We start from the raw sequence: 26965 nt of genomic DNA, 5'->3' as shown, positions 1-26965 counted from the left end.
TCCAGGCAGCCAGGTCCCCCGCGTGATCTCTCATGGACGGCTGGTTGACTAGCGCCTGTGACAACCAGTCCTGACACTCCCGAGATCGACCTGACGACCGACGTGGTGACGCTGACCCGGCAGCTGATGGACATCAACTCGGTGAGCCTCAACGAGCTCGAGCTGGCCGACGCCGTGGAGCGGGCGCTGGCTGCGTACGACCACCTCGTCGTCGAGCGGCGGGGCAACTCGATCGTGGCGCGCACCGACCTCGGGCTCCCCGAGCGTGTGGTCATCGCCGGCCACCTCGACACGGTGCCGGTCAACGGCAACTTCCCGAGCCGCCTCGACGAGGCCACCGGCATCCTGCACGGCCTCGGCGCATGCGACATGAAGTCGGGCGACGCGGTCATCCTCAAGCTCGCCGCGACCCTCCGGACACCCAACCGCGACGTGACGTACGTCTTCTACGACGCGGAGGAGATCGAGGCCGTCCACAACGGTCTCGGCAAGCTCGCGGCCAGCGAGCCCGACCTGCTCGCCGGAGACTTCGCGATCCTGATGGAGCCCTCCAACGCCGGCGTCGAGGCCGGCTGCCAGGGCACGCTGCGGGTGGAGGTGCGCACCACCGGCGAGCGCTCCCACAGTGCCCGTTCCTGGCGCGGCGTCAACGCGATCCACAAGGCCGGCGAGGTGCTCCGCCGCCTGGAGTCGTACGTCCCGCGCAAGCCGGTCATCGACGGGCTGGAGTATCACGAGGGCCTCAACGCGGTCTTCGTCGCCGGGGGAGTCGCGGGCAACGTGATCCCCGACGAGTGCGTGGTGACGGTCAACTACCGCTTCGCGCCGGACCGGAGCGAGGAGGAGGCGCTGGCGTTCGTGACCGAGTTCTTCGAGGGCTACGACGTCACCCTGACCGACTCGGCCCCGGGTGCGCTGCCCGGTCTCGACCGCCCGGCGGCCAAGGCGTTCATCGAGGCGGTCGGCGGTGAGGTCGGACCCAAGTTCGGTTGGACCGATGTGGCGCGGTTCACGGTTCTGGGCATACCGGCGGTCAACTATGGTCCAGGTGACCCGATGTTCGCCCACAAAGCCGACGAGCACGTGCGGATCTCCGAGATCACCGCGTGCGAGCAGGCCCTTCGTGATTGGTTGACCGCATGACCCGACGCAGCGGCTCCGGCCCACGCCCTACCAAGGGGCGCCCCGCCGGCAGCACCACCGACCAGCGACTGCTGGACAGCTCCGGCCACGGCGACTGGGTCCACACCGATCCGTGGCGGGTCATGAAGATCCAGGCCGAGTTCGTCGAGGGGTTCAACGACCTCTCCGAGGTCGGCCCGGCGGTCTCGGTCTTCGGGTCGGCGCGCACGCCGAAGGACCACCCGACCTATGCGCAGGCCGAGGCTGTCGGCCGAGGTCTGGCGGAAGCGGGCTTCGTGGTGATCACCGGCGGCGGTCCGGGCACGATGGAGGCGGCCAACAAGGGCGCCCTCGAGGCCGGTGGGGAGTCGATCGGCCTCGGCATCGAGCTGCCCTTCGAGGCCAGGCTCAACGACTACGTCAGCTTCGGGCTCAACTTCCGCTACTTCTTCGTGCGGAAGATGATGTTCGTCAAGTACTCCCAGGGCTACGTCGTCATGCCCGGCGGTCTCGGCACGATGGACGAGCTCTTCGAGGCGATGACGCTCTCCCAGACCAAGAAGATCACCCAGTTCCCGGTCGTGCTCATGGGCGTGAAGCACTGGGAGGGGCTGCTCGACTGGATGCGCGAGACGATGCTGGCCGACGGCCGGATCAAGCAGAGCGACCTGGACATGATCACCCTCACCGACGACGTGGACGAGGCGGTCGAGCTGATGTTGAAGGCGCGTGACTGACGCATGGGTTGGATCTTCGCGGCACTCATCGTGCTGGCTCTCGGAGGAGTCGCCCTCGTAGCCGCCGGGACAGGCGCGCCGATGGGGGAGGAGTACGGCGACCAGCCCGACGCTCTGGTGCCCCGCGACCGCGTCCTGGAGGCGGCAGACCTGCGTCACGTACGTTTCTCGGTGGCCTTCCGCGGCTACCGGATGGACGAGGTGGACGCTCTGATCGCCCGCCTTGCCGAGGAGGCAGAATGGCGTGAGTCGACCGCAGCCGGGGATGCCGGTGCCGAGGTCGGAGTCGGGGGACTCACATCACCTACGCCCGAGCCCGATTCGGGCTCGCCCGACGTCTAGGACAGAATCGCTGCCGTGAGCTTCGCTGCCGTACTCGTCTACGCCGTGACCGCCCTGGTCGCGGTGATCGTCGCGCTCACCTATCTGAAGCCACATCTCCTGCAGCCGCAGGAGGCGGGGCTGCCGTCCAAGATCCACCTGTACGCCGGTGCAGCCGGCCTCCTGGTCTGGGTCCTCTTCCTCGCCTCGCCGTCGTCGTTCTTCCTCGGCGGCGACATCCCGGGGGTGATCGGGCTCTTCGGGATCTGGCTCGCCGCGATCGCGGGTCTCTACCTGGTCGCCCGCCGGCTCAAGGAGCAGCGCGCCGCAGCCTCCGGCCACGACGACTACGGCTATGACGACGACTACGACGACTACGCGGAGGAATACGCGGAGGACGGCTACGGCTACGACGAGGCCGGCTATGCCGAGCCCGGTTACGACGACTACGCCGAGCCTGACGGCCGGGCGGGCTACGCGGACCCGCGCCGACCGGTCCAGCAGCCCGTTCCTCAGCCGGTCGCCCAGCAGGGACGTCCGGCCGAACGCCGGCCCGAGCCCCGGCGAGCGGCCTCGGGTGTCGACGAGACCGCGGTGATGGCGCCGATCGAGCGCGACCCCTCGCCTGCGCCGCCGCCAGCTCCGGCCCCCGCTCCGGCGCCTGCTCCGGCCCCCGCTCCGACGCGGGACGGGCAGATCGGTCGCCGCGTGGCCGGGCGGCAGACACCGCCCCCGCCCGCTCCACAGCCCGCACCGCAGCCTGCGCTGCAGCCGGCACCGCAGCCCCAGCCGTCCCCGCAGAGGCCTCCTCGGCGGGCAGCCGCACCCCAGCCGCCTGCGCCCCAGCCGCCGCAGCAGCCCGTACGTCACCAGCCCGTGCCCCAGCCACCGGCCCCGGCGGGTCCTGCCCGGCCGCGGCAGGACCGCCCTGCTCCCGCGCGACCGGCGCAGGAGCGGCGAGCCCCGGAGCAGCCGATGCGCGAGCGTCCGGCGCCTCAGCGTCCCGCCCCTCAGCGTCCGGCTCCTCAGCGGCCGGCGCCCGAGCAGCCCCAGCCGAGCCAGGGCGAGCCGGGCCGGAGCGGCCAGGACCCGTGGGGTCGCCGTCAGGAGCCGCCGCAGCGCCGCTCGCGCGGCTACGACGATCGCTACGACGACCGCCGCAACGACAGCCACGACGAGTTCGCCGATCGTCGCTACCGGCGCGACAGCAGCTACTCCGACTACCCGGGCCAGCAGCCGAGCCCGCCGCGCGCACCGCGCCCCGCACCCCGGCCCGCGCCCCAACCGGCACCCCAGCCCGCACCCGCGCCTGCACCGCCGCCCGCGCCGAGCCGGCCCGCCGGCCGCCAGCCGGGGCAGCGGACCGAGACGTACGATCCCTACTCCTTCGAGTCCTACGGAACCCGGGACCGTGATCGGGACCGGGGCCGCGACCGGACCGGGCCCCCTGCCCCGACCCCGCCCGCGCCCGAGGCGCAGCCGCGTCGACGGCAGCGGGACCAGGGCTACGACGAGTCGGCCTACGCGGGCTACGAGCAGGGCTACGACCAGGCGTACGCGCAGCGCTACGACTACGACGAGGCCTACGACCGTGGCTATGACGATCGCTACGACGAGCGCTACGACGATGCCTACGACCGGCCCGCCGGAGGCGACCGTCGGGACCCGGACGGAGCCTTCCACGAGTCCTCCGGAGCGGCCATCGTGGTGCACCTCACGCTGGTGATCCTCGCGATCTGGCTGACCTGGGCCTACGGAACCTCGGTCATCTGACAGGTTCGAAGGCAGGTCAACCCGCCGAAACTCGCACCTTGCCGTCAGGTCTGCTGACCTGATGAGGGATAATGGACGTGCAATGCGCGCTCCGAGGCCATCCGGCAGGTGAGCGCCGACACGCGAGACACGGAAGAAGGTGCCGCATGGCGGCGATGAAGCCGCGGACGGGAGACGGTCCGCTGGAGGTCACCAAGGAAGGTCGGGGCATCGTGATGCGCGTCCCGCTCGAAGGTGGTGGCCGGTTGGTCGTCGAACTGAACGCCGAAGAGGCCGCCGCGCTCGGCGAAGAGATCAAAGGCCTTGGGCTGAACGCGTAGATGACCACAACGCTGCCGTCACCGGCTCTGCCGTCGCAGGTCGGGCCGCCCACCTTCACGCTCAATCCGCTCGGCCCGGAGAGCCTGGATGCCGAGATCATCGCGCTCCCGGTCATCCCGGGCGAGGACGAGTTGGTCATCGGTCCCGGGGCCGTCGACCTCGGCGACCAACACGACCTCCTGGGTCATCTCGAGTTCGAAGGCGCCACCGGCAGTGCCGGTGAGGTGACGACGTACGCCGTCACCGGCTCCGGCACCCTGCGACAGATCCTCCTCATCGGTGTCGGCGCGCAACGTCGCGACGACTTCCGGCGGGCGGGAGCCGCGCTGGCTCGCGCCGTGCGGGATCGGTCCGAGGTGGTCACGACCATCCCGGCGGCCGACCCGGAGGTCGGGCTCGAGCCGTTCGTGGCCGGTGCGACGCTGGGGTCCTTCCTCTTCCACTGGCGCTCCGAGGGGGCGCCGTGGAAACCGGTGGAGACGATCACTCTGGCCGACCTCGGCGACGACCAGGCGGCAGCGTTGGACCGGGCCCAGGCGATCGCGCGCGCCAGCTGGCGCGCGCGGTTCTTCTCCTCGGTCCCGAGCAACGTGAAGAACCCGGCCTGGCTCGCGGGGCAGGCGACGACACTGGCAGCCGAGACCGGCCTGAAGGTCACCGTCTGGGACGAGGACCAGCTCGCGGCCGAGGGCTTCGGAGGCATCGTCGCGGTCGGCCAGGGCTCGGCGACCCCGCCGAGGCTGATCCGGCTCGACTACACGCCCCGCAAGACGGGGCGGCTGAACTCGTTGAAGACGGTGCCGACGGTGGTGCTGGTCGGCAAGGGCATCACCTTCGACACCGGGGGGCTCAACATCAAGCCCGGCGACGGCATGCTCAACATGAAGCGCGACATGACCGGCGGTGCGGTGGTGCTCGCGGTGATGTCGGCGCTGGCCGAGATCGGCTGCCCGGTCAAGGTGGTCGGCATCATCGCCGCCGCCGAGAACGCCATCTCGGGCTCGGCACTGCGCCCCGGCGACGTGGTCACCCACTACGGCGGCCGCACCTCCGAGGTCACCAACACCGACGCGGAGGGCCGCCTCGTGCTGGCCGACGCGATGGCCTACGCCGTGGACAAGCTCAAGCCGGCCGCACTGGTCGACATCGCCACCCTCACCGGTGCGATGCGGGTGGCGCTCGGGCAGACGATGGCCGGCTACTTCGCCGACGACGACGCACTGGCCACGCTGCTGGCCGAGGCGTCCGAGGTCTCCGGTGAGACGCTGTGGCGGATGCCGTTGGTCGCCGACTACGAGGACAAGCTGTCCTCGAAGGTCGCCGACGCCGACAACGCACCCGGCGGGCCCGGCGCCATCACTGCCGCGCTCTTCCTGCACCACTTCACCGGTGGCATCCCGTGGGCCCACATCGACGTCGCCTGCGGTGATGCGTACGCCGACGTCCACGAGCTCACTCCCGGTCCCACCGGATTCGGCGCCCGGGTCCTCCTCAGCTGGCTGGCGAGCGCAGACCCGCTCTCCGGCGTAGGTTCCTGACGAGACGTCACCCGCGTCGGCCGAGAGGTCACGTACGTCGGCCGAGATGGCATGCAGATGCCGCCTCGGCCGACGTACGTGACGTTTCGGCTAGATCTTGCGGGCGAGCAGGAGGCCGTCGCCCACCGGGAGCAGCAGCGGGATGAGGCCGTCGCTGTCGGCGACCTGCTGGTTGAGCTCGCGGATGGTGGCGGTCTCCTCGTCGCGTACGGACGGGTCTGCGACGCGGTCGTGCCACAGCGCGTTGTCGAAGGCGACGACGCCGCCGGGACGGAGCAGGCGCAGCGCTTCCTTGAGGTAGGCCGAGTATTCGGTCTTGTCGCCGTCGACGAAGACCAGGTCGTAGTGGTTGTCCGTGAGCCGGGGGAGTACGTCGAGGGCGGCGCCGGCGATGCACCGCGCCTGCCGCTGGCCGAAACCGGCCTCGGTGAAGCTCTGTCGGGCCAGCCGCTGGTGCTCGGTCTCGATGTCGACGGTGGTCAGGACCCCCTCGGGGCGCATGCCGCGCAGCAGCCACAGCCCCGAGACACCGGTGCCGGTGCCGACCTCGACGACGTTCTTCGCATCCAGGACGGAGGCGAGGAAGCGCAGCGCCGCACCGCCGCCCGGCCCGATGGGTGCGACTCCGACCTCCTCGGCCCGGGATCGGGCGGCTGCGAGGAGGTCGTCCTCCGCGACGAACTCGTCGGCGTAGGTCCAACTTGCGGTCGAGACAGGGCTGGTCACACCGCAAAACCTAACCTGTTTCGCGTAACGGTGCGGGAACGCCTGATCCAACTTGTGCGTTGGAAGAGCACAGGAAGAGGAAAAATAGGAGCCTCACAGGCAACTCTCAGCCCTTCCGGTCCTAGGCGATCTACCGTAGGAGATGTCAGCGATCAGCGAGACAGACGACAGGAGCACCATGACCGCGGAGCCCATGCAGACCCCGACCGAAGAGCCGGGTGTTCCGACGTGGGACGAGATCGTGGAGAAGCACTCCGACCGGGTCTACCGGCTCGCTTACCGTCTCACCGGCAACCGCCACGACGCGGAGGACCTCACCCAAGAGGTCTTCGTGCGCGTCTTCCGCTCTCTCGACACCTACAGCCCCGGCACCTTCGAGGGCTGGCTGCACCGGATCACCACCAACCTCTTCCTCGACCAGGCCCGTCGTAAGCAGCGGATCCGCTTCGATGCCCTCTCCGACGAGCGCGCCTCGCGCTTGACGAGCAGCGGCCCGACGCCGGACGTGGCCTACACCGACCAGCGCTTCGATGACGACATCGAGCGCGCGCTGGCCACGCTGCCGCCCGACTTCCGGGCCGCGGTCGTGCTCTGTGACGTGGAGGGGCTCTCCTACGAGGAGATCTCCGAGATCCTCGGTGCCAAGCTCGGCACCGTCCGCTCGCGTATCCACCGCGGCCGGGCGATGCTCCGTGACAACCTCGCCCACCGCGCCCCGCGCGGCGGACGACTGCGTCACTCCGGGCCCAAGGTGTTGTGGGGCGGGGCTTCATGAGTCTTCTGGGCAACCACCTCGGCGCGCGCATCAGCGCCCTTCTCGACGGACAGCTCCCCGCAGCAGACGAGGAGCGGGCCTGGGCGCACGTGCACGAGTGCTGCGCCTGCCGCCGCGCGGTGGAGCGCGAGGGCTGGCTCAAGCGACGCCTGGCCGGTCTCAGCGTCGACCCGGGCGTCACCGCTCCGGCCGACCTCAAGGGCTCGCTCCGCGGCGGTGTCCTGGCCGCCTCGATGTGGCCCGCCGACGACCTCGACGAGACCTACTCCGACCCCCGGTCGATGCGGCGTACGTTGGTGATGGTCGCCGCCGGTGGCGGTGCTGTCGGTGCCGCTGTCTTCGGCATGTTCGCCTTCGCCGCCGCGCCGGCCGACGCGCCGGTTCCCAGGAATCTTCCGGTCACCGCGGTCACCCAGGTGCCGGGCACTCCGGGCGCCCCCGTCGTCGCCCACGTACGCCGCTGAGCATCGGCCCGGCGACGCGACACGAGACCCGGGCTGCCCATTGTTGGGGCGAGTGGGAAGAATGGGTGTCGTGACGCAGGAACCACAAGACGACCAGTCGCGGCCGATCTCCCGTTGGGCACCACCGTCCGACGTGCCCCCGGCCGGGCAGTCGTCCCCCGACGACCTTGTCGACGACGAGCGGGACACGGCCGAGGTGCCGTTGCCGGGTATGCCGAGACCTGCCGTGGAGCCGGTTCCGGCCGCCGACACCGCTCCGCTGCCGCCGATGGTGCCGCCGCCACCGCCGGGCGGTTCCCTGCCCGGGTTCGACAGCCCGCCTGCGCCACCACCGTCCTCACCCCGGACCGACTCCTCGCAGCGCCGCCGTGTCCCCGGCCCGATCTGGGCGCTCGCGGCCGCGGTCGCGTTCCTGCTCGGCGTGCTGGGCGGCTATGCCGGCGGCGTACTCGAGGACCAGGACGACATGTCCAGCCTGGCCGGCGGTGGGCTCGAGCCGGGCTCGATCGAGACCGACGCGCCGCTCGAGGGGGACGACGCCAGCATCGTGAAGGTGGCCGCGACGCTGCTGCCCTCGACGGTCCAGATCTTCGCCGAGTATCAGGGCGTCGAGGACGCCGCGACCGGCTCCGGCTTCGTCTTCGACCGGAACGGCCACGTGGTGACCAACAACCACGTCGTCGCCGACGCCGCCAAGGCCAAGGGCAGCATCGAGGTGGTCGACCACAAGGGCCGCCGTTACAAGGCCGACGTCGTCGGGCGCAGCGCGGTCTACGACCTCGCGGTCCTCGACGTTCCCGAGGTCAAGGAGCTCGAGCCGGCCTCGCTCGGCAGCACGTCACGGCTGAGGATCGGTGAGGGCGTCGTCGCCATCGGGTCGCCGCTCGGCCTCAGTTCCACGGTGACCTCGGGCATCGTCAGTGCGCTCCAGCGCCCGGTGAGCACCGGGCAGACCGAGGACGACACCTCCTACATCAACGCCGTCCAGACCGACGCGGCGATCAACCCCGGCAACTCCGGCGGCCCGCTGGTCAACCTCGTCGGCCAGGTGATCGGGGTCAACTCGGCCATCGCGACCGCCGGCGGGGGAGAGGGCGGAGAGGGCGGCAGCATCGGCGTCGGGTTCGCGATCCCGATCGACCAGGTCAAGGTGACCGCCGCGCAGATCCTGAAGACCGGCAAGGCGACCTACCCGATCGTGGGCGCCTCCGTCGACGTGCAGGCCGCCGATCACAACGGAGCGCTGATCTCGGTGGTCGACGCCGGCTCGCCGGCCGCCGCCGGTGGGCTCAAGGACGGCGACCGGGTCACCAAGGTCGGAGACGTCACCGTCACCGACGGGATCGGCATGATCGTCGCCATCCGTGCCCACCAGCCCGGGGAGACGGTCGAGTTCACGGTGATGCGCAACGGCGCCCGCCACGAGCTCAAGATCAAGCTCGAGGCGCAGACCGAGAACCTCGCCTAGACATCGACGCCCCGCTCCGCCGCGACCAGCTCCCGCACGGCCGGGGCGATCTCGGCGCCGAGGCGCTCGGTGATGGCAGGGTCGTCGCCTCCGATGAGGTACGCGGAGAAGCCGTGCTCCAGGGTGAGTCCGGCCAGATCCTCGACCCACTGGTCCACCGGTCCGTCGAGCAGCCCGCGGCTGGCCGGCTGGAGCGAGACGTTCATGACGTTGAGAAGACGGCGTACGTCGCCGGGCGAGCGGCCCGCTGAGACGGCCGCCTCGTCGATGCGCTCGTTGAGGCCGGGGACCGCGGCCGGACCACCCTCGATGTACTCCATCGTGGGCAGCCACCCATCGGCGTGCGCACCGGTCAGCGCCAGCATCCGGGGCTTGTAGGAGCCGACCCAGATCGGGATGTCGTGGGCAGGGGCGGGGCCCCGCTTGACGCCGTCGGCGACGTAGTAGTCGCCGCGGAAGTGGACGCCGCCGGGGCTGTCGGTCTCCCACACGTCCCGGATGATGTCGATCGCCTCGCGCAGCGCGTCGACCCCCGCGCCGGCGCCGAGCCGGCGACCGCCCATCGCGGCGATCCCGTCCCAGAAGGCTCCCGCGCCGAGTCCGAGCTCGATGCGGCCTCCGGTCAGCCGGTCCAGGGAGGCGACCGCACGGGCGAGCGTCGCGGGTGGGCGCAGCGGCAGGGAGAGGACGTTGCCGGCCAGGTGGATGTGCTCGGTGCGCGCAGCGGCGTACGAGATCAGGGTCCAGGCGTCGAGGAGTGCCGGCTGATAGGGGTGGTCCTGGAAGGTGACCAGGTCCAGTCCGGCTCGGTCGGCGGTGACGGCGAGGTCGACGACGCGTTGCGGCGTCCGTGCGCTGGGGGTGACGAAGGTGCCGAAGAGTAGGTCGTGTCCGTAGTCGCTCATGCTTCCTCCGCCGGGTCGTTGTTCGAGTTGAAGTGTGGTGCGATGTTGAAGTTGTCGCGGAACAGGTTCTGCGGGTCGTAGCGTCGTTTGATCTCCCGCAGCCGATCCAGCGCCCGGGTCCCGAAGGCGTCGGCCAGCCGGCCCGGATCGGTGTCGGTCTCGAAGCTGAGATAGAGACCGTCCAGATGGTTGCGCAAGCCGTCCCAGGCTGCGTCGAGCGCACGCCGGTTCCCGCCGAGACCGGTCACCTGGAAGGCGGCATCACGATGCGGGAACGCGGTCTCGCCCGGGTCGACCTCGGCGACCGCTCCACCCATGGTGCGCAGCTGGAAGAACTGCACACCGCCCGCACGCAGCATGGCGGCCGCGTCGCGCGCGAACTCCGGGGTGAGCGCGCCGATGAGCCCCGAGTGCGAGTGCGGCTCCCCATGGCCGTGGTGCCCGTCGCTGCCGACGTCCGGCGCCTGGTTCATGACGTCGGTGTAGCGGGCCAGCACCACCTGCTGCTGGACGAGACTGCCGAGGCCTGCGAACGGGTTGAGCCGCTCGACGATGGTCTCGGGGTCGGAGGAGTCGACCAGCCCGTAGAGCTGGATCACCGAACCTCCCGGCTGCGGTGGGCCGGTCACCAGGAACACCGTGGTGTCGCGAGGCGCGGCGGTGGCGATCTCGCCGAAGCGGAGCAGCGCCTCCTCGAGGTCGGGAACGACCAGCATCAGCTGGGCGGAACCGACCTCGGCGACCTCGTGGGCCTCGAGCTCGAAGGCGGTGACCACACCGAAGTTGGCCCCGGCACCGCGTACGCCCCAGAACAGGTCGGGGTTCTCGGTCGCGGTGGCGCGGACCAGCGACCCGTCGGCGAGCACCATCTCGACCGCGATCAGATGGTCGATGGTCAGGCCGTGCTCGCGCGAGAGGAAGCCGATGCCGCCCGCGGTCGCCAGACCTCCGACCCCGACGCCGCCGTAGTCGCCGGAGCCGATCGCCCAGCCGTACGCGTCGAGGGCCGCGGCCACCTGCTTCCAGGTGGCTCCGGGGCCGATACGGACCAGGCGCCGCGCCGGGTCGATCACCTCGATCCGGTTCATGGCTCTCAGGTCGATCACGATCCCGCCGTCGTTCGTCGAGCGCCCGCTCACGCCGTGGCCGCCGCTGCGGATCCCGAGGGGCAGGTCGGTGTGGCGGCGGGCGAAGCCGATCGCATCGGACACCTCCGCCGGCGTACGCGGCCGCAGCGCCAGGCCTGGGCTCCCGCCGCGCAGATAGGTCGAGCGAACGCTGCGATAGCCCGGGTCGCCCGGCTCCACCGCGCCGGCCACCAGGGTCGCCGGGATGTCGTCGTAGGCGATCCCCGGCCGGCGCAGCGCGCGCACCGCCGCGGGACGCCGGGGCCTGCCCGAATCCGGGCCGCCGAGCTCGGCGAGCAGCCCCGCGACCCGTTCGATCTCGGCCTCGGTCGTGGCCGGGACGACCACCGCACGGCCACCGGGGCCGCTCAGCTCGTCGGAGGTCGGCGAGGTCAACGAGGTCAGTGAGTCCGCGGTCGCTCCCGCGGGAGCGACGATCCATGCGGACGTGTCGGTGAGCAGGCGGGCGCCGGCGAGCTGGTCGAGGTTCTGCCTCGCTTTCTCGGCGACCTGTGGAGACCATCCGTCAGGGGCCGAGGGGTCAGCCGTGCCCGCCGCCTCGATGCCGACCCCGATCTGGATCGCCTTGGTGCTGCCGAGCAGCCAGGTGGCAACGGTCCACGGATCGTCAGCGCCGGGGTCGAGCACGACCAGGTCCAGGCCACCCTCCTCGGCCCGGCGGGCCAGGGAGAGCAGTCGTTCCGGGGCGAGGCCGGCAGCGAGGGCGACGCCCAGTTCGATCGTCATGCACATCCTCCAATACGCGGTGTTGAAGATCGTATGTGAAACAGACGATTGGTTCAACAGCAGGAATTGCTAGGATGTTCCCGTGACCACGAACGCAGACGAGCAGACCGATGCCGACCTCGGATGGAGCCTCGGCACCCTGCTGCGCGGCTACCGGGAGCACGTCAACGCCGCGATCGGTGAGTTCCCGCACGGGCAGCGCGGCTACGAGACGATGTGCGCGGTCGTCCGGGGCGACCAGCCCAGCCAGCTCGCCCTGGCGACCCACCTGGGCATCGACCGCACGGTGATGACCTACCTCGTCGACGACCTGGTCGAGGCCGGACTGGTCGAGCGGCGTGCCAACCCCGCCGACCGTCGCCAGCGCCAGGTGGTCGCGACCGGGGCCGGCGCGGAGGCTGTCGCCGCGCTGTGCCGCCAGGTGGCCGCCGCCGAGGCGGGCGTGCTCTCCGGTCTGGAGCCCGAGGAGCGCGGCATGCTGCGCCAGCTGCTCCGGAAGGCGGCCGGCGCGGCCCCCGCGCACAGCCCGGAAGCCTGTGCGGTGGTCACCGGCGAGGACCACGAGGCGTGAAAAGACGCGAAGAGCTGCTCGGCAGCATGCCTGGCAGCTCTTCGCGTTGTTGTGGGGAAGGTTTAGTTGTGGGGGTTGAGGTTGCTGTGACTCAAGAAGCGTCCGGCGTGGCAGCGGGCGCGGGCGCCTCGGCCTCGACGAACGGGTGGTCGGCCACAAAGGCCTTGGTCTGCGAGTACATGTCATCGATGAACTTCTCGAGGACGCTGGACTCAACGCGCCACTGGCCGCGCCCGCCGATCTTGATGGCGGGGAGCTCACCACGGCGGACAAGGGCATAGACCTGTGCGCTCGAGGTGTTGAGCACCTCGGCGACGTCGGCAAGAGTCAGGAAGCGGGGGGTACCAGACATAAGGATCAGTCTCCCAGACTCTGCAAGCGGCCGTAAACCATCGAGCCAACCTGTTAGTCCGCATTAGGTACTGTTGCGCTGCTTTGTGGATGCGTGGTGGGTGAACCGTGAAGCAGAGACGCGCTAGGCAGCGAACAGTAGATACAACCCACCAACAGTGAAGCCGACCATCGTGAGCAGAAGCGGGATCTGCCCGGTCACCAGGTGCTGCGGCGGAAGCACCTGGAGCGCCCGGATGTGGGCCGACCAGACTCCCAGCACGTGTCCGGTGATCACCGCGGCCACCTTGATGACGGCCAGCAGCGTGGCGTGGAAGGCGAAGAAGTAGGAGACCGGCAGGTCCGCGGTTCCGAACCAGTCGCTTCCGTTTCCGAACGGATCCGAGGCGTTGCGCAGCGTTGCCAGCCCGCTCTCCCAGAAGTAGCTGAGGTAGTGGGCCACCACGTAGCCGACGATGATCGGCACCAGCGACGGCGCCAGCTCGCCGGGCAGCGCCCGGCGCGGCACGTCCCCGACGCCGGTCAGCATCGTCCCGGCGCAGTAGAAACCGGCTACGAGCAGCGGGAACGCGATCAGGGCGACGTTGCTGATCAGGTAGGCGGTGCTGCCCGAGATCTCCGGGTTCTGCACGAACTGGAGCCATGGCGGCGACTCCCGGTAGGAGTCGTAGACGATGGTGCCGAAGAGCACCGAGACGACCGCGACCAGCCCTGGCGTCGGACGCAGGGTGTCCAGGTTGCCGAGCGGGGTCCGCAGGACCAGGTTGCCGGCCTGCGTACGTCCCCACACCGACAGCCGCGCGGTCAGTGACGAGTAGACCTCGAACGGGTCGCAGCGCTCCAGGAACTCATCGCCGAAGAGCACGCCGCCGAGGATCATCACGGCCAGGTAGACGGCCAGCCAGAGACGTACGGGGCCGAGATAGTTGTTCTCCGGGTAGACCAGCTCGAGCCAGGCGAAGGCGAGCAGCGTGAACGCCGCCGGCCAGTAGCCGAGCCGCTCGGGCAGACGCAGCGGCGGATCGCCGGCACCGCGCAGCCACGTCAGTCCGGCCACGATCGTGCGGGCCGGGCTGATCGCCCGGAAGACCCGCCCGAAGAGCAGGGAGAACGGGACGAGGCCGACCCACAGCCAGACGTACGTCATCCCGAAGATGGGGTTGTTGGCGTTGTCGGAGCCGGCGAAGGCGACCAGCACGAAGTAGGCGAAGATCAACAGCCCGACGACGCGCCACAGTGCGGTCCAGGCGGGGGAGTCGACGACACGCCCGAGACGGGGCACCGGCCATCCGCGTGGGTTCCGTACGCCGACGACCTGGCCCTCGGCTGCGCGCTTGGTGGTCAGCACCAGCAGCGCGAAGGAGACGAGGAGGGCGAGGACGGCGCCCGCGATGACGTACTCGAGCGGCAGCGGGAGGTCTTGGCGACCACCCACGCCGTGGGTGAGGATCACTTGACCTCGAGGGTGACGATGGTCTTGCCGAGGGTGTGTGACTCCACCTCGTACTGACCAGGGATGTCGAATGCGCCCAGGCTGATCCGTGTGGTGCCCACGCCGTAGGCGGCGGACTGCTCGGGGTCGGAGTGCACGTGGATCTCGCCGGCGGCGTCGGCGGTCACGTCGAGCTCGACTCCGTGGCCGACGGGGACGTCGATCTGGGTCCCGTGCGGGTCGACCGAGTCACCGGAGAAGTTGATCTCGACGACCACCGGGTCGCTGTCTTTGCTGGGCTCGGTGGCGACGTCGTTTCCGCAGGCTGTCGCGGCGCACGCGATCCCGCAGATTGCTGCCACGACCGCGATGATCCGGGCCGTGAGGCGCATTGCTCCCCCGTTTCGTGGGCTAAGTTCAAGCTGGCGTCTGCCACAATCGCACATGAACCAAAGAGGGGGCTGAGAGGGCATGAGGAGGCAGCGTGAGTGACCGACTTCGGCCACGCGAGGTGGCTTTCCTGGACGGGGAGACGCTGGCGGTGCCGCACCAGGTGGCGAGCATCGAGCTGATCGAGCCCAAGTCCGAAGGCTTCGACTACGGCGCGTTCCTCGAGCACGTCGAGGACCGGCTGGCCTTCGTGCCCCGCTACCGCCAACGGGTCCGTGTCGTGCCCGGCCGCATCGCCTACCCGGTCTGGGCCGACGACGACCGTTTCGACCTCACCTACCACGTACGCCGCTCTGCGCTGCCCCGTCCGGGCTCGATGGATCAGCTCCTCGACCTCGCCGGACGGATCGTCTCCCGGCCCCTGGATCGCTCGCGGCCGCTGTGGGAGCTGTACGTCATCGAGGGCCTGGCCGGCGACCGGGTCGCGCTGATCACCAAGACCCACCAGGCGCTGGTGGACGGCGCCGAGACCGTCGACCTGGTCCAGCTGCTCCTCGACGACAAGCCCGAGGTCGGGCCGATCGTGCCGGACCTGTGGGAGCCGCCGGAGCCGCAGTCGAGCGCGCGACTGGTCGCGGGTGCGGTCTTCGACGCGGTCACCTCGGTCAGCGGCCTGACCGGCACCGCACGCAGCCTGGGCGGCTATGCCCTGGGGCGGGTCACCGGGGTGGCGAAGGATGTCCAGAACGCGGGCGTCGGCATCGCCCGGGCGCTCAGCCGCCGCACGCCGGAGCGGCCGACGCCGCTCAACGGGACGCTCTCCCAGCAGCGGCTCGTGGTCACGCTCCAGGCTGACCTGGCCGACTTCCGCCGCATCCGGGACACCCACGGCGGCACCGTCAACGACGTCATCCTGGCTGCCGTCACCGGCGGACTGCGCGCCTGGCTGATGACCCGGCAGCAGTCCCTGGCCGGCGTACGCCAGGTGCCGGCGCTGGTGCCGGTCTCGGTGATCGACGAGGAGCTCGACCCCACCCAGCTCGGCTCCGCGGTGGCGCCCCACTTCGTGGTGCTCCCGGTCGCGGAGCCGTCGCCGGTGGTCCGTCTCCACCAGGTGTCCTACTCCTTCGAGCAGCACCAGGCGCACGCCCGCACGGTCAGTGCGCAGCGGCTGGCCGGGATCAGCGGCTTCGCCCCGGCGACCTTCCACGTGATCGGCTCCCGGGTGGCCGCCGAGAGCGAGCACGACTACCTGCTCTCCGTATGTAACGTGCCCGGACCGCAGGAGCCGCGCTATGCCGCCGGCTCCCGGCTGGTCGCCTCCTATCCCATCCACCCGCTGGCCGAGGGGCACACCCTCGCGATCGGGGTGACCTCCTACGACGGGCAGGTCTTCTTCGCGATCACCGCCGACCGCGACCTGGTGCCCGACGCGTCGCTGGTCGGCCAGTGCATCAGCGAGGCCCTCGACGAGCTCCTCGACACCGTCTCCGGACGCCGGTTCCGGGCGCCCCGGGGCCTGCGCGTGGTCAAGAACTCCGGCGAGTGAGGCAGAATCCGACCCGTGACCCGCATCTACGTACCCGCCACGCTCGAGCTCCTCGCTGACTGGTACGCCAAGGGCGAGCTGCCCGGCACCGCCGACGGCTACGCGGCCCCCGACGACAGCGAAGAGGCCGAGTACGCCGCCCTGATGAGCGCCGCCGACGACTCGGCGGCGCTCCTGGCCGGTCCCGGGCGCAGGGTCGTGATCGTCGTCGACGCCCCTGCGGCTCTGGGCGATCAGGTGGTTCCGCTCAAGCTCGTCGCCGCGGTCCACGCCGACCTGGCGGATCGCCCGGCCGACGCGGACCCCGACGAGGATCTGGGCTGGTTCGCGACCCAGGAGATCCCCGACCTGATCGGCTAGATCACCGCTCGTTCCACCAGGTCTCGGTGTCGACGCCCTGATACGGCGGGACCTTGACGGTGCGGGCGCCGGCCTTGCCGCCGATGGTGACGGTGCGGTAGCTGATGTTGTTCGACCGGGTCCGCTCGTAGAGGTTGCCGTCGGGGTTGACGGTGACCTTGATCCGGTACGTACCGTTCTTGACCTTGCTCAGGTCGAAGGCCTGGGTCTGGGCCTGGTTGTAGGTGTCACCCCAACCCGTCGGCATGCTCTCCCGCAGCCAGAGTGCGGACTTCTCGCCACAGGCCGACTCGAGGCCGGTCTGGCTGGGCCGCAGCGTAGCGCCGGGCACGGTCAGGTCCACCGGGTCGGTGGGCGCAAGGCACCAGGACTGCTTGCCGCTGGTCGAGATGACCTTGTCCTTGGCGTCGACCAGCTCGTACTTGGCGAAGTCGAGGAAGTGCCAGTGGTTGTGCTCGGGAGCCTCGTGGAACTCCATGGTGCCGGTCTTCTTGACCCCGACCTGCTTACCGTCACGGTAGAACATCTGGTAGGCGTCCATGACCGGCGCGGTGCCGCGGCGGAAGCCCTCCACGATCATCGGCGCGGGGCCGGCGTTCCACTCGTTGGCGGCGAAGTTGAGGCGGTCGGTGCCGCCTTCGTCGACCTCGGTCGAGATCTGCCAGGCGGGCAGCGAGATGAGGTCGGGCAGGGTGTCCTTCCTGGGCTTGCCCGGCGTGATCTCGCCGCGGGCGCCGCCCAGCGGGAGCCGGCCGCGGCCGTTCTCGCCGCCTTCGAGCGTCTCTCGGGGCACCACGGTGCGGGCGCCCTGGTCGTCGTCGGCTCCGTGGGCCGCCATGGCGCCCATGCCGACGCCTCCCTCGCCGCCTTCCCCTTCGCAGTTGCCGTCGGGGCACTGGTCGACGATGACCAGGTTCTGCTTGGCGGTGCGGTTGGACGTCGACAGCCCGAGGAAGTCGGCGACCGGCTTGTCGATGCTCATCGTCATGATGAGCTCGGTCTCGCCCTTGGTCTGGAAGCCGAGGTCGGAGACGGTCGGGACCGCCATGCCGCGCTCGATGCCGTACAGGACGCCCTTGGTGAACCAGTTGCCGCCGCAGAACTCGGGGTAGACCGGGCCGGTGGCGCCGTCGGTCTGCACCCGCTGCCGGTCGTAGCCGCCGGGGCAGAGCGGGCGCTTCTCGTCGAGGATCACCTTGCCGGACTTGCTCTTGAGGGTGACCCGGAGCCCGTTCTTGAAGCCCTTCATGCCGTCGACGATCGCGGCCGGCGCGGTCGTGGTGGTGCGCTTCTTGCCGCGGATGACGGTCTTGGTCAGCTTGACCGGTTTGTCATAGGCCGACTGCGTCGCGCGGAACTCGAAGCCCGCGTCGTAGGCGGCCAGCCAGACCGACGGCTGGACGTACGCCTCCCCGCCCCAGGCCTCGACCTCGACGGTGTCCGAGGCGGCCACGAGCTTGAGTGCTCCCTTGCCGGTGCTGCCGCTCGCGGGACCGGAGTTCGCCGTCACCGTCGTCGTGACGACGAGTGCGGCTGCCACCAGCCCGATGCCGGCCGAGACCAGCTGCCGAGTGCGAGTACGAGGTTTGACCATCGAGATGCCCCTCCAGTGTGTGGCCCGAATCCCTCCTGATCCGGGGCCCGAGTACCGGCAACTTATTGCCAGCCACCTATTGGGACGGTTAACTTTTCGATCCGGTTGCATCGGATCGAGAGAATCACCGAGAAAGGTACGCCGCTCCGACCGCCTGCTCGAGGTCGAAGGCCTTGAGCATCAGCTCCTCGACGTACTCCTCGAGCTTGGCGCCGACCAGCGGCACGGGCACCTTGATGTTCAGCCGCACGCTCTCGGTGGTGCGCCCGTCGGACTCGGACAGCGAGATGTTGCCGCGCAGGGTGGCCAGGCCGCCGGGGACGGTGATGTCGACGACGGCGACGGTGTCAGAGGACCAGACCTCGTTCTGATGGACGGTGAGGTCGCCGGAGACGATGCGCTTCGCGAAGGAGGGTACGCCGACGGTCGACTGCACCCGGTCGATCCGGACCTCCCGCGGCGCACCGCCGATGGTCACCCGGCGACGGAGCGCTCCCTGGGCGTCGGCGACCCGCTCGCGGAAGCCCGGATCAGCGAGCATCGCGGACACCTCGCCCATGCGGGCGTCGTAGACGAGCTCGTGCTGAAGGGTCGTCGTCATTGCCGAATCCTTTGGGGCTCTTCTGCGGGTTGGGATGGGGGATGAGGAGGCTCAGGCGGCGAGCCAGCGGGTGCCTACCTCATGCTCCTTCTCGAGTGCCTTCTTGAAGATCGAGAGGATGAGATCCTCCAGCTTTCCGCTGACCAGGGGCACATTCACGGTAGCGGTCAGGGTGACCGTCTCGATGGTCTTCGTGCCGTTCTCAGCCAGCCGTGCGATGCCGGAGAGCGAGCCCGGCTTGCCCGGAAGCGTGACCTCGAGGTCGCCGGAGGTGAAGTCGCCCGACCAGATCTCGTCCTGGTGCACCTCGATGGTGTCGCCGACGAACTTCTTCGCGAACCCGGGCACTCCGCTGACCGCCTGGGCGTAGCGGATGCTCACCGTCGAACCGGTGATCGCCACGCTCTTGGACAGCGCGTGCTGGGCGTCGCAGACCTGCTCGCGGAACGCCGCGTCGGAGAGCATCCCCGAGACGGCTGCGATCGGCGCGTCGTAGGCCAGGTCGATCGACAGCTTCTTGCTCATAACCACACATCATGACGCCTAGTGCGGTCAGAGTCATCAACAGAGCCGCCGAGAGAACGGACACATTCCAGGAGTATGCTCTTTACCCCCAGGGTGCTGAGAGGTCGTCAGCCTATGACTCACATCGGCGATTCCTTCGGATCCAGCCGCCTACTCAGAGCCCTCGCGGGATACCGTGACTGGTGTGTCAACGGAGACGCATATCAAACCTGTCCAAGCTCAGCAGAACGTCCTGCAGAACCGCCTGCCGAGCACCACCTACTTCCGCCACGTAGCCCCTGAGGAGCTCACCGGCCGCAGCGAGGCTGATCTCGCCGGCGCGGTGGGATCGCATCTGGCGCTGGCAGCGAACCGCCCGCAGGGCACCGCCGCCGTGCGCATCCTCACCCCGACCACCGCCGCAGACGGTTGGTCCGCCGGAGGCCGCAGCGTCGTCGAGATCGTCGTCGACGACATGCCCTACCTCGTGGACTCGGTCAAGACCGAGCTCTACCGTCGTGGCCTCGACGTACATCTCGTCGTCCACCCCGTCATCGACGTCGCCCGTGACGTGACCGGTGCGCTCGAGGGGGTGAACGAAGGCGACATCAGCGAGTCGTGGATGCACATCGAGATCGACCGTCTCGCGCCCGACGCCGCCAAGGAGATCGTCTCGGGCCTCGAGGGAGTCCTCGAGGACGTACGCGAGGTCGTCGAGGACGAGCCGAGGCTGCACCGCCGGCTGGCGGAGATCGCGGCCGGCCTGCGCTACACCCCGCCCAACAGCGTGCCGCGCGAGGAGGCCTCCGAGGCCGCCGAGCTGCTGGCCTGGCTGGCCGAGGACCACTTCCTGCTGACCGGCTACCGCGAGTACCGCCTCGACGGCGACTACCTGCGCGGTCGCTCCGGCACCGGCCTGGGCATCCTGCGCGCCGACCCGCCGCAGGCACCCGACCACGGCAAGATGCCGCCCAAGGTCGCCGCCCACGCCCGCGACAAGGTCATGCTCGTCCTGGCCAAGGCCAACTCACGCTCGACCGTCGGGGAGCCCGCCTACCTCGACCACGTCGGCATCAAGATCTTCAACGGCGCCGGCGAGGTGATCGGCGAGCACCGCTTCCTCGGCCTCTTCACCACGAAGGCGGCCCGGCAGTCGGTGACCCGGATCCCGGTCGTACGCGGCAAGGTCGCCGCGGTCCTCGACCACACCGGCTACGACGCCCGCAGCCACACCGGCAAGGCGATGCTCGACGCGATGGAGTCCTACCCCCGCGAGGAGCTGTTCCACGCCTCCACCGAGGAGCTGATGGACCTCGCCGAGGCCGCGCTGGGAGCGATCGAGCGTCGCATCCTGCGGGTGGCCGTCCGGCCCGACACGTACGGGCGCTATGTCTCGGTGCTCGTGTCGCTGCCGCGTGACCGCTACAACACGACGGTCCGCGAGCGGTTCTCGAAGGTGCTTCTCGACGCGCTCGGCGGCACCGACCTGGAGTTCACCGTACGCATCAGCGAGTCGACCACCGCCCGGGTGCACTTCGTGGTCCACGGCACCACCGAGTCGCTGGGGAAGGCCCTGGACACCCCGGGGCTGGTCGACAGCCTCGAGTCGCGGCTGCGCAAGGCCGCGCGGAGCTGGCGCGACGACCTGGTCAGCGCGGTCATCGCCCATGCGGGCGAGGACGGCGCCGCCCGGCTCGCGCACGTGCTCGACGCCTTCCCGGAGGCGTACAAGGAGGACTTCGACGCCGACACCGGCGCCGCCGACCTGACCCGGCTCGAGATGCTCTCGCACCAGGGCGAGGCGGTCGACTTCTCCTTCTACAAGGACCCGGAGAGCCCTGGCGGTTTCCGGATCAAGATCTTCCGCACCGGTGGCCCGCTCTCGCTGTCCCTGATGCTCCCGATCCTGTCCTCGTTCGGCTTCGAGGTCACCGACGAGCGGCCCTACGACCTCGAGGGCGTCGGCACGTCCGGGTCGGAGGAGTGGTTCATCTACGACTTCGGGCTCGCCTACCCCGGCACCCCGGTCGGCACGCCCACCCAGCTGGTCGCCGCGCTGCACCAGGCCTGGTCCGGGCGCAGCGAGATCGACGGTCTGAACGCGCTCGTCCTCGCGGGGCTCGACCACGGTCAGGTCACCATGCTGCGTGCCTACGGCCGCTACCTGCGCCAGGCCGGCACTCCGAGCTCGTTCTTCTCGATCGGCAACGCGCTGTGCACCAACCCGGGCATCGCCCGGCAGATCGTGGAGCTGTTCGAGACCCGTTTCGACCCCACGCTCACCACGCGTGACGAGACGAAGCGGGCCGAGGCGATCATCGAGGCCCTCGACGACGTGGCGAGCCTGGACCAGGACCGGATCCTGCGCAGCTACGTCACCGCGATCCTGGCGACGACGCGGACCAACTACTACCGCGGGCGCAGCTACCTCGCGTTCAAGTTCGACCCGCAGCAGCTGCCCGACCTGCCGCTGCCGCGGCCGGCGTACGAGATCTTCGTCTACTCGCCCGACGTCGAGGGCGTGCACCTGCGCTTCGACGCCGTGGCCCGTGGTGGCCTGCGGTGGAGCGACCGGCGCGACGACTTCCGCACCGAGGTGCTCGGGCTGGCGAAGGCGCAGCAGGTCAAGAACACCGTGATCGTGCCGGGCGGCGCGAAGGGTGGCTTCGTCCCCAAGGGCGTGGCCGGTCCGGACGCGTACGTCACCTTCCTGCGTGGTCTCCTCGACGTCACCGACAACCGGGTGGACGGTGAGATCGTGCCGCCGCCCGACGTGGTGCGCCACGACGCCGACGACTCCTACCTCGTCGTCGCCGCCGACAAGGGCACCGCGACGTTCTCCGACCTGGCCAACTCGGTCGCGGCGGAGTACGACTTCTGGCTCGGCGACGCGTTCGCCTCCGGCGGCTCGGCGGGCTACGACCACAAGGCCATGGGCATCACCTCGCGTGGCGCCTGGGTCTCGGTGCAGCACCACTTCAAGCGGCTCGGCATCGACCCCCAGACCGATGAGATCACCGCGGTCGGCGTCGGGGACATGTCCGGTGACGTCTTCGGCAACGGCATGCTGCGCTCGGACCGCATCCGGCTCGTGGCCGCCTTCGACCACCGGCACATCTTCATCGACCCCACGCCCGACGCGGCGGTGGGCTTCCAGGAGCGGAAGCGGCTCTTCGAGATGCCCCGGTCGACCTGGGGGTCCTACGACACCTCACTGATCTCGGCGGGCGGCGGCGTGTGGTCGCGGCAGCTGAAGTGGGTGCCGATCAGCCCCGAGGTGCGGCAGGCGCTCGGTCTGGCGACCGACGTCAAGCGGCTCACGCCGCAGGAGCTGATCAGCGCGATCCTGCGGGCGCCGGTCGACCTGCTGTGGAACGGTGGGATCGGGACGTACGTCAAGGCGTCCAGCGAGACCGACGCCGACGCCGGTGACCACGCCAACGACGGGGTCCGCGTGGACGCCGCCGAGCTGCGGGTGCGGGTCGTCGGTGAGGGCGGCAACCTGGGCATCACCCAGGCCGGCCGCGTCGAGTTCGCCCGCAAGGGTGGGCTGATCAACACCGACGCGATCGACAACTCCGCCGGTGTCGACACCTCCGACCACGAGGTCAACCTCAAGATCCTGCTGGACCGTGAGGTACGCGCGGGCTCGCTGACGCTGGCCGCGCGTGACGAGCTCCTCGAGGAGATGACCGACGAGGTCGCCGCGCTGGTGCTGGCCGACAACGAGGCCCACAACGTGACCCTGACCCGTGCGGTGGCCTCGGCCCCGCAGCTCCTGGAGGCTCACGAGCGCCAGATCGCGGAGTGGGTCACGGCAGGCCTGCTCGACCGCGACGTGGAGGGCCTGCCCTCCTCGACCGAGGTCGCGCGCCGTTTGGAGGCGGGGGAGGGGCTCACCGCCCCCGAGCTCGCCGTCGTGCTCGCCTGGACCAAGATCGAACGCCGGCGCGAGCTGGTCGCCGAGGGCGTCCCCGACCCGGCCGCGGACCCGGAGATGACGGAGCGCCTGGTGGCGTACTTCCCGACCGCGATCCGCGAGCGGTTCCCCGAGGCCATCGTGGATCACCCGCTGCGGTGGGAGATCTGGGCGACCTCGGCGGTCAACGAGGAGGTCAACCTCGCATTCGGGACGCTCGACGCGCAGTCACGGTGAGCATCGTGCCGGCGAGCAGGAGCGAGATGCCGAGCGCGGCGAACACCCACGACGGGCCGCCGGTATCCGGCAGCGAGCTCTGAGGTGAGGTCTCCGTCGGCGGTCCCGGGTTCGGGGCCGTCGGCGGATTCTCATTTCCGCCGGGGATCGGCACGTCGGTCGGGTCCGGCGTGGGCGTCGGGTCCGGGGTCGGCGTGGGATCCGGGGTCGGGTCCGGGGTCGGTGTCGGGTCCGGTGTGGGGCTCGGCGAGGGAACCTCGTCGACCCTGAAGTCCTGTCCGCCACGGATCTCGCCGGCCGAGGTGATCGTGACCGTACGCGAGGCCTCGCCGACGACCCGCATCCCATCGGGTGCGGTGACGGTGATGGTGTAGTCGCCCGGCGGGAGACCCTCGACGATGTAGCCGCCCGCGTCGTCGGTGGTGGCGGTGACCGGGCCGTCGGGCCCGTCGACCGTGACGGTGACGCCGGCGACCGGGTCTCCGGTGGAGGCGTCGGTGACCCGGCCCGTGATCGTGCCGGGGCGGGTGAGGTCGAAGTCGACCCCGGTGACGTCGCTCGTGGCCACGGTGACCGGTCGCGTGGTGGCGCCGGTGTATCCCTCGGGTGCGTCGATCTCGGCGGTGTAGTCGCCGGGCGGCACCCCGTCGAGCCGGTAGCTGCCGTCGCCGTCGGTGACGGTGGTGATCGGGTCGCCGCCGCCGGCGGGGACCAGGCGCACCTGGACGCCGCCGAGCCCGCTGCCGCCGCCGGTCACGGTGCCGGAGACGCCGGCCAGCTGGTTGACCACGAAGTCCTGGTCGGTGATGGGGGTGTCGTCGACGGTGATGTCGGAGCGGGTCGTACCGTCGGGGCCCGCGGTGTAGCCCTCGGGCACCGTCAGGGTCACCGAGTAGCCGGTGCCGACCGCGTTGTCGTCGAAGAGATAGCTGCCGTCGGTGCCGGTGGTCGTGGTCGCGGTGGTCCCGTCGGGCCGGGTGAGGGTCACGGTCGCGCCCGGGACCGGAGCGCCGGCGTCGTCGCGTACGGTGCCGCTGATCGCCTGCGGGATCACCTGGCGCACCTCGAAGTCGGCCCGGGAGGCGGGGTCGCCGTCCTCGCCGCGGTTGCTGACGGTCGCCTCGGTCTGCCCGACGATCGCGCATCCGTCGGGCTGGCTGAGCCGGACGGTGTAGCCGTCCTGGGTGGCGAAGTCGCCGAAGGAGTAGGTGCCGTCGGCGGCGGGGCTCGTGGTGGCCAGCGTCTCCCCGTAGGGCGAGACGAGGGTGAGCACCGAGCTCTCGACCGGGCAGGACCCGGAGGTCGACACGTCGGCGACGGTGCCGCCGATCGGCCGCGCCCGGCTGACGAACCAGGTCTGGTAGACCGGGAACCCGGCCCGGCGGGTGAAGACGAAGGTCAGGCTGGTGAGCCGGATGTCGGGCTCGTACCAGCCGCTGGCGCCGTTGGTGTCGGTGGCGGTGGGGTTGCCGGTCAGCGTCGAGGTCGCCGGGTTCCAGGTCGGCTGGTCGGTGCCACCGGCGTAGTTGAACGGCCCCTGGAACCACGAGGAGATCTCCGTGGCCGGGACGTCCTCGCCGTTCTCGTCGGTCGCCTGGACCTGGACCTGGTCGGAGTCGATGTCACCGAGCACGAACGCCCAGCCGGTGTCGGGCGTGGGGTTCGCGAAGGCGTACGTCGTGGTCGAGGCGCCTGTCGGGGTGTCGGCCTTCGGGCGCAGGTTGATGTAGGCCGAGTTGCGGCTAGATCCGTACTTCGCTCCGGGAGGCGTGCTGGCGTCGAGGAACGTGCTCGCGCCGCTGGGAAGGGCGACGTTGGCCCGGGAGTCGCTGGCCATCTGAGCCGCGGGGAAGCCCGCGGACCGCTGGGTCATCGTGGTGGAGTAGTCGTTGGACGTCCCGGAGACGGGCGCCCATTCGGCCCACGAGTCGGTCACGGCGTGAGCCGGTCCCGGGGACATCACCGTGACGAACACGCCGGCCAGAAGTGCCAACGCCAGACAGGCCCGGTTGAACATTGCGAGGGGATCCTTTGCTTCCGAGGAGCAAAACGTTGCGTTGGGGGACTTTGAGAAGGTTAGCCTTGCGGAACCGGATTTTTACGCTCTGAAGTGCGTGTGTGGCCGAGGTTGTCGTCGTTCGAGGCCAGGGTCTGCCAGTCCGCGGGGCGCGGGATCGATCTCACCGAACGGGCGAGCGTGGGGATGAGAGCGGCGAGAGCGACCAGCGCCGTGACCGCGAGCACCGCGGTGGTGCCGTCGGTGACGGCGAGCAGTGCCCCGGCCAGGGCGGGCGCCAGCGGGATCGAGAGCATGGAGACGAACTGGGCCGCGGACTGCACGCGTCCGACCAGCTCCGGTGGGGTGATCGCCATCCGGTACGCCGAGACGCCGGCGTTGCCTGCGGGGTTGAGGAAGAGGCCGACGGAGACCGCCAGGGCCATCACCGCCGGGTGGGTCCAGAACGCCAGCGGGATCGAGAGCGGCACGAAGCTCCAGGCGACCAGGGCGGTGAGTCTGCCCGTGGGGATCCTGTCGATGAGCCAGGGAGCGACCAGCGCGCCGAGGATCCCGCACGCTCCGATCGCCGCCTCGGCCAGTCCGATCTGCCAGGCCGGGAACCCAGCCTCGATCAGTCGCAGCAGGGCCATGAAGAAGAGCGCGTTGACGGCGAGGTTGGCGGCGGGCCCGAAGAAGAGCAGCGTACGTAGGAATGGCTGCCGCCAGCTGTAGCGCAGTCCGGCGACCAGGTCGGCCGAGGCCTTCTCGCGAGGCGTGCGGGCGAGGGCAGGCGGGGCCGAGAGGTCGGCTCGGACGCGTCCGAGGAGCAGCCAGCCGGCGGCGTACGCGATGGCGTTTCCGGCGAACGGCGCCCAGCGGGTGATGCCGAGCAGCACGCCGCCGAGCGGCCCGCCGAGCAGTCCGGCGATGTGCTGGCGTGCCTGCTGCTGGGAGAGGGCCGTCGGGAGGTCGTCGGCCGCGACGACCGATCTGATCGCTGAGTTCTCGGCCGGGAGGAAGAGCCCGTTGAGCGCTCCGGTGAGGAGGGCCACGAGGAGCAGGTGGGGGAGGGTGAGCGAGCCGAGGATCCCGGCGACCGCGAGCGAGGCGTACAGGACGGTGCCCGAACCGTGCGCGAACCGCATGATCCGCAGCCGATGGCGGCGGTCGGCGATCACCCCGGCGGGCAGCAGCATGCCCACCATCCCGATGAGGTGGATCGCCTCCGCGGACGCGGCCCAGAAGGCGGATCCGGTCATCGCGTAGGCGACCAGCGGCATCGCGAAGAGGCTCACCCGGGTCCCGAGCTCGGCGACGGTGGCACCGATCCAGAGGGCGGTGAAGTCGTGGTTGCGGGCGAGCTGGCGGTAGGAGGGCATACTCGCACCATAGAGTGCGCAAGATATGTTGCGCAATATGTGTTGCGGAATTCTG

Annotated in this window: 24 protein-coding genes; 13 read left to right on the top strand and 11 right to left on the bottom strand. The window is 70.3% G+C overall.

The window, feature by feature from the left end:
• Nucleotides 1-57 precede the first annotated feature (57 nt).
• The 6 genes from dapE (at nucleotide 58) to ACW14X_RS06955 (ending at nucleotide 5812) form a co-directional block, all read left to right on the top strand.
• Nucleotides 58-1143 carry a succinyl-diaminopimelate desuccinylase gene (gene dapE, locus ACW14X_RS06980; RefSeq protein ID WP_400458726.1) on the top strand — a complete coding sequence of 362 codons (1086 nt, stop codon included), beginning with the start codon at nucleotides 58-60 and terminating at the stop codon, nucleotides 1141-1143.
• Complete coding sequence (locus ACW14X_RS06975; RefSeq protein WP_160024764.1) at nucleotides 1140-1859, top strand: LOG family protein; 720 nt, start codon at nucleotides 1140-1142, stop codon at nucleotides 1857-1859. Before dapE ends, ACW14X_RS06975 begins: the two co-directional genes overlap by 4 nt.
• Nucleotides 1860-1862: 3 nt before the next feature.
• Entirely contained in the window at nucleotides 1863-2201 is a 339-nt protein-coding gene (locus tag ACW14X_RS06970; RefSeq protein ID WP_457165118.1) for a DivIVA domain-containing protein, read from the top strand.
• Between the two features lie 15 nt (nucleotides 2202-2216).
• Nucleotides 2217-3953: a hypothetical protein gene (locus ACW14X_RS06965; protein ID WP_457165117.1), complete on the top strand. Its 1737-nt coding sequence runs from the start codon at nucleotides 2217-2219 to the stop codon at nucleotides 3951-3953.
• A gap of 146 nt (nucleotides 3954-4099) precedes the next feature.
• Nucleotides 4100-4273, top strand: a complete 174-nt coding sequence (locus ACW14X_RS06960) for a DUF3117 domain-containing protein (protein WP_008358749.1) — start codon at nucleotides 4100-4102, stop codon at nucleotides 4271-4273.
• On the top strand, nucleotides 4274-5812 hold the full coding sequence (locus ACW14X_RS06955) for a leucyl aminopeptidase family protein (RefSeq protein ID WP_457165116.1): 1539 nt from the start codon (nucleotides 4274-4276) through the stop codon (nucleotides 5810-5812).
• Between the two features lie 90 nt (nucleotides 5813-5902).
• Here the strand turns inward: ACW14X_RS06955 and ACW14X_RS06950 are convergent, their stop codons facing one another.
• Entirely contained in the window at nucleotides 5903-6538 is a 636-nt protein-coding gene (locus ACW14X_RS06950; protein ID WP_457165115.1) for an O-methyltransferase, read from the bottom strand.
• A 178-nt stretch (nucleotides 6539-6716) separates the two neighbouring features.
• Here ACW14X_RS06950 and sigE point away from each other — a divergent pair, with 178 nt between their 5' ends.
• The 3 genes from sigE (at nucleotide 6717) to ACW14X_RS06935 (ending at nucleotide 9245) form a co-directional block, all read left to right on the top strand.
• On the top strand, nucleotides 6717-7313 hold the full coding sequence (gene sigE, locus ACW14X_RS06945) for an RNA polymerase sigma factor SigE (RefSeq protein WP_201451088.1): 597 nt from the start codon (nucleotides 6717-6719) through the stop codon (nucleotides 7311-7313).
• Entirely contained in the window at nucleotides 7310-7777 is a 468-nt protein-coding gene (locus tag ACW14X_RS06940) for an anti-sigma factor (protein WP_160024758.1), read from the top strand. The genes sigE and ACW14X_RS06940 overlap by 4 nt, the downstream gene beginning before the upstream one ends.
• 70 nt (nucleotides 7778-7847) lie before the next feature.
• Nucleotides 7848-9245, top strand: coding sequence for a S1C family serine protease (locus ACW14X_RS06935; protein WP_350837269.1), 1398 nt, complete (start codon nucleotides 7848-7850; stop codon nucleotides 9243-9245).
• On the opposite strand, the gene ACW14X_RS06930 is transcribed toward ACW14X_RS06935, so the two are convergent.
• Both ACW14X_RS06930 and ACW14X_RS06925 read right to left on the bottom strand, forming a co-directional pair.
• On the bottom strand, nucleotides 9242-10150 hold the full coding sequence (locus ACW14X_RS06930; RefSeq protein ID WP_457165114.1) for an LLM class flavin-dependent oxidoreductase: 909 nt from the start codon (nucleotides 10148-10150) through the stop codon (nucleotides 9242-9244). The genes ACW14X_RS06935 and ACW14X_RS06930 overlap by 4 nt on opposite strands.
• Nucleotides 10147-12024 (bottom strand): FAD-binding protein, encoded by a 1878-nt coding sequence (locus ACW14X_RS06925; RefSeq protein WP_457165113.1) that lies wholly within the window; start codon nucleotides 12022-12024, stop codon nucleotides 10147-10149. Before ACW14X_RS06925 ends, ACW14X_RS06930 begins: the two co-directional genes overlap by 4 nt.
• Nucleotides 12025-12106: 82 nt before the next feature.
• On the opposite strand from ACW14X_RS06925, the gene ACW14X_RS06920 reads away from it, so the two are divergent.
• Complete coding sequence (locus ACW14X_RS06920) at nucleotides 12107-12595, top strand: MarR family winged helix-turn-helix transcriptional regulator (protein ID WP_457165112.1); 489 nt, start codon at nucleotides 12107-12109, stop codon at nucleotides 12593-12595.
• 91 nt (nucleotides 12596-12686) lie between these two features.
• Here ACW14X_RS06920 and ACW14X_RS06915 read toward each other — a convergent pair whose 3' ends face one another.
• The 3 genes from ACW14X_RS06915 to ACW14X_RS06905 all read right to left on the bottom strand — a co-directional run bounded on the left by ACW14X_RS06915 (nucleotide 12687) and on the right by ACW14X_RS06905 (nucleotide 14770).
• Nucleotides 12687-12947, bottom strand: coding sequence for a helix-turn-helix domain-containing protein (locus ACW14X_RS06915; RefSeq protein WP_091049065.1), 261 nt, complete (start codon nucleotides 12945-12947; stop codon nucleotides 12687-12689).
• Nucleotides 12948-13070: 123 nt separating this feature from the next.
• Nucleotides 13071-14399, bottom strand: coding sequence for a hypothetical protein (locus ACW14X_RS06910; RefSeq protein ID WP_457165111.1), 1329 nt, complete (start codon nucleotides 14397-14399; stop codon nucleotides 13071-13073).
• Nucleotides 14396-14770, bottom strand: a complete 375-nt coding sequence (locus tag ACW14X_RS06905) for a hypothetical protein (protein ID WP_160024752.1) — start codon at nucleotides 14768-14770, stop codon at nucleotides 14396-14398. The genes ACW14X_RS06910 and ACW14X_RS06905 overlap by 4 nt, the downstream gene beginning before the upstream one ends.
• A gap of 92 nt (nucleotides 14771-14862) precedes the next feature.
• Between ACW14X_RS06905 and ACW14X_RS06900 the strand changes: the two genes are divergently transcribed.
• Both ACW14X_RS06900 and ACW14X_RS06895 read left to right on the top strand, forming a co-directional pair.
• Complete coding sequence (locus ACW14X_RS06900) at nucleotides 14863-16317, top strand: wax ester/triacylglycerol synthase family O-acyltransferase (RefSeq protein WP_201451087.1); 1455 nt, start codon at nucleotides 14863-14865, stop codon at nucleotides 16315-16317.
• A gap of 15 nt (nucleotides 16318-16332) precedes the next feature.
• Nucleotides 16333-16677, top strand: coding sequence for a DUF6912 family protein (locus ACW14X_RS06895; RefSeq protein ID WP_160024751.1), 345 nt, complete (start codon nucleotides 16333-16335; stop codon nucleotides 16675-16677).
• 1 nt (nucleotide 16678) lies between these two features.
• Here ACW14X_RS06895 and ACW14X_RS06890 read toward each other — a convergent pair whose 3' ends face one another.
• The 3 genes from ACW14X_RS06890 to ACW14X_RS06880 all read right to left on the bottom strand — a co-directional run bounded on the left by ACW14X_RS06890 (nucleotide 16679) and on the right by ACW14X_RS06880 (nucleotide 19397).
• A complete protein-coding gene (locus ACW14X_RS06890) occupies nucleotides 16679-18271 on the bottom strand; it encodes a lysyl oxidase family protein (RefSeq protein WP_457165110.1) in 1593 nt (530 codons plus the stop codon).
• A gap of 124 nt (nucleotides 18272-18395) precedes the next feature.
• A complete protein-coding gene (locus ACW14X_RS06885) occupies nucleotides 18396-18872 on the bottom strand; it encodes a DUF2505 domain-containing protein (protein ID WP_160024749.1) in 477 nt (158 codons plus the stop codon).
• Between the two features lie 51 nt (nucleotides 18873-18923).
• The gene (locus ACW14X_RS06880) at nucleotides 18924-19397 is read right to left on the bottom strand and encodes a DUF2505 domain-containing protein (protein WP_457165109.1); all 474 of its coding nucleotides are present in this window, start codon (nucleotides 19395-19397) and stop codon (nucleotides 18924-18926) included.
• Nucleotides 19398-19581: 184 nt separating this feature from the next.
• Here ACW14X_RS06880 and ACW14X_RS06875 point away from each other — a divergent pair, with 184 nt between their 5' ends.
• A complete protein-coding gene (locus ACW14X_RS06875; protein WP_457165108.1) occupies nucleotides 19582-23532 on the top strand; it encodes an NAD-glutamate dehydrogenase in 3951 nt (1316 codons plus the stop codon).
• Here ACW14X_RS06875 and ACW14X_RS06870 read toward each other — a convergent pair.
• Nucleotides 23492-25549 (bottom strand): MSCRAMM family protein, encoded by a 2058-nt coding sequence (locus ACW14X_RS06870; protein WP_457165107.1) that lies wholly within the window; start codon nucleotides 25547-25549, stop codon nucleotides 23492-23494. The two genes, ACW14X_RS06875 and ACW14X_RS06870, sit on opposite strands and share 41 nt — an antisense overlap.
• A 59-nt stretch (nucleotides 25550-25608) precedes the next feature.
• Nucleotides 25609-26910, bottom strand: coding sequence for an MFS transporter (locus tag ACW14X_RS06865; protein WP_160024745.1), 1302 nt, complete (start codon nucleotides 26908-26910; stop codon nucleotides 25609-25611).
• Nucleotides 26911-26965: the final 55 nt, after the last annotated feature.

Source organism: Nocardioides sp. YJ-D4, assembly GCF_054031495.1.
This window is presented reverse-complemented; position numbering and strand designations above follow the sequence as displayed.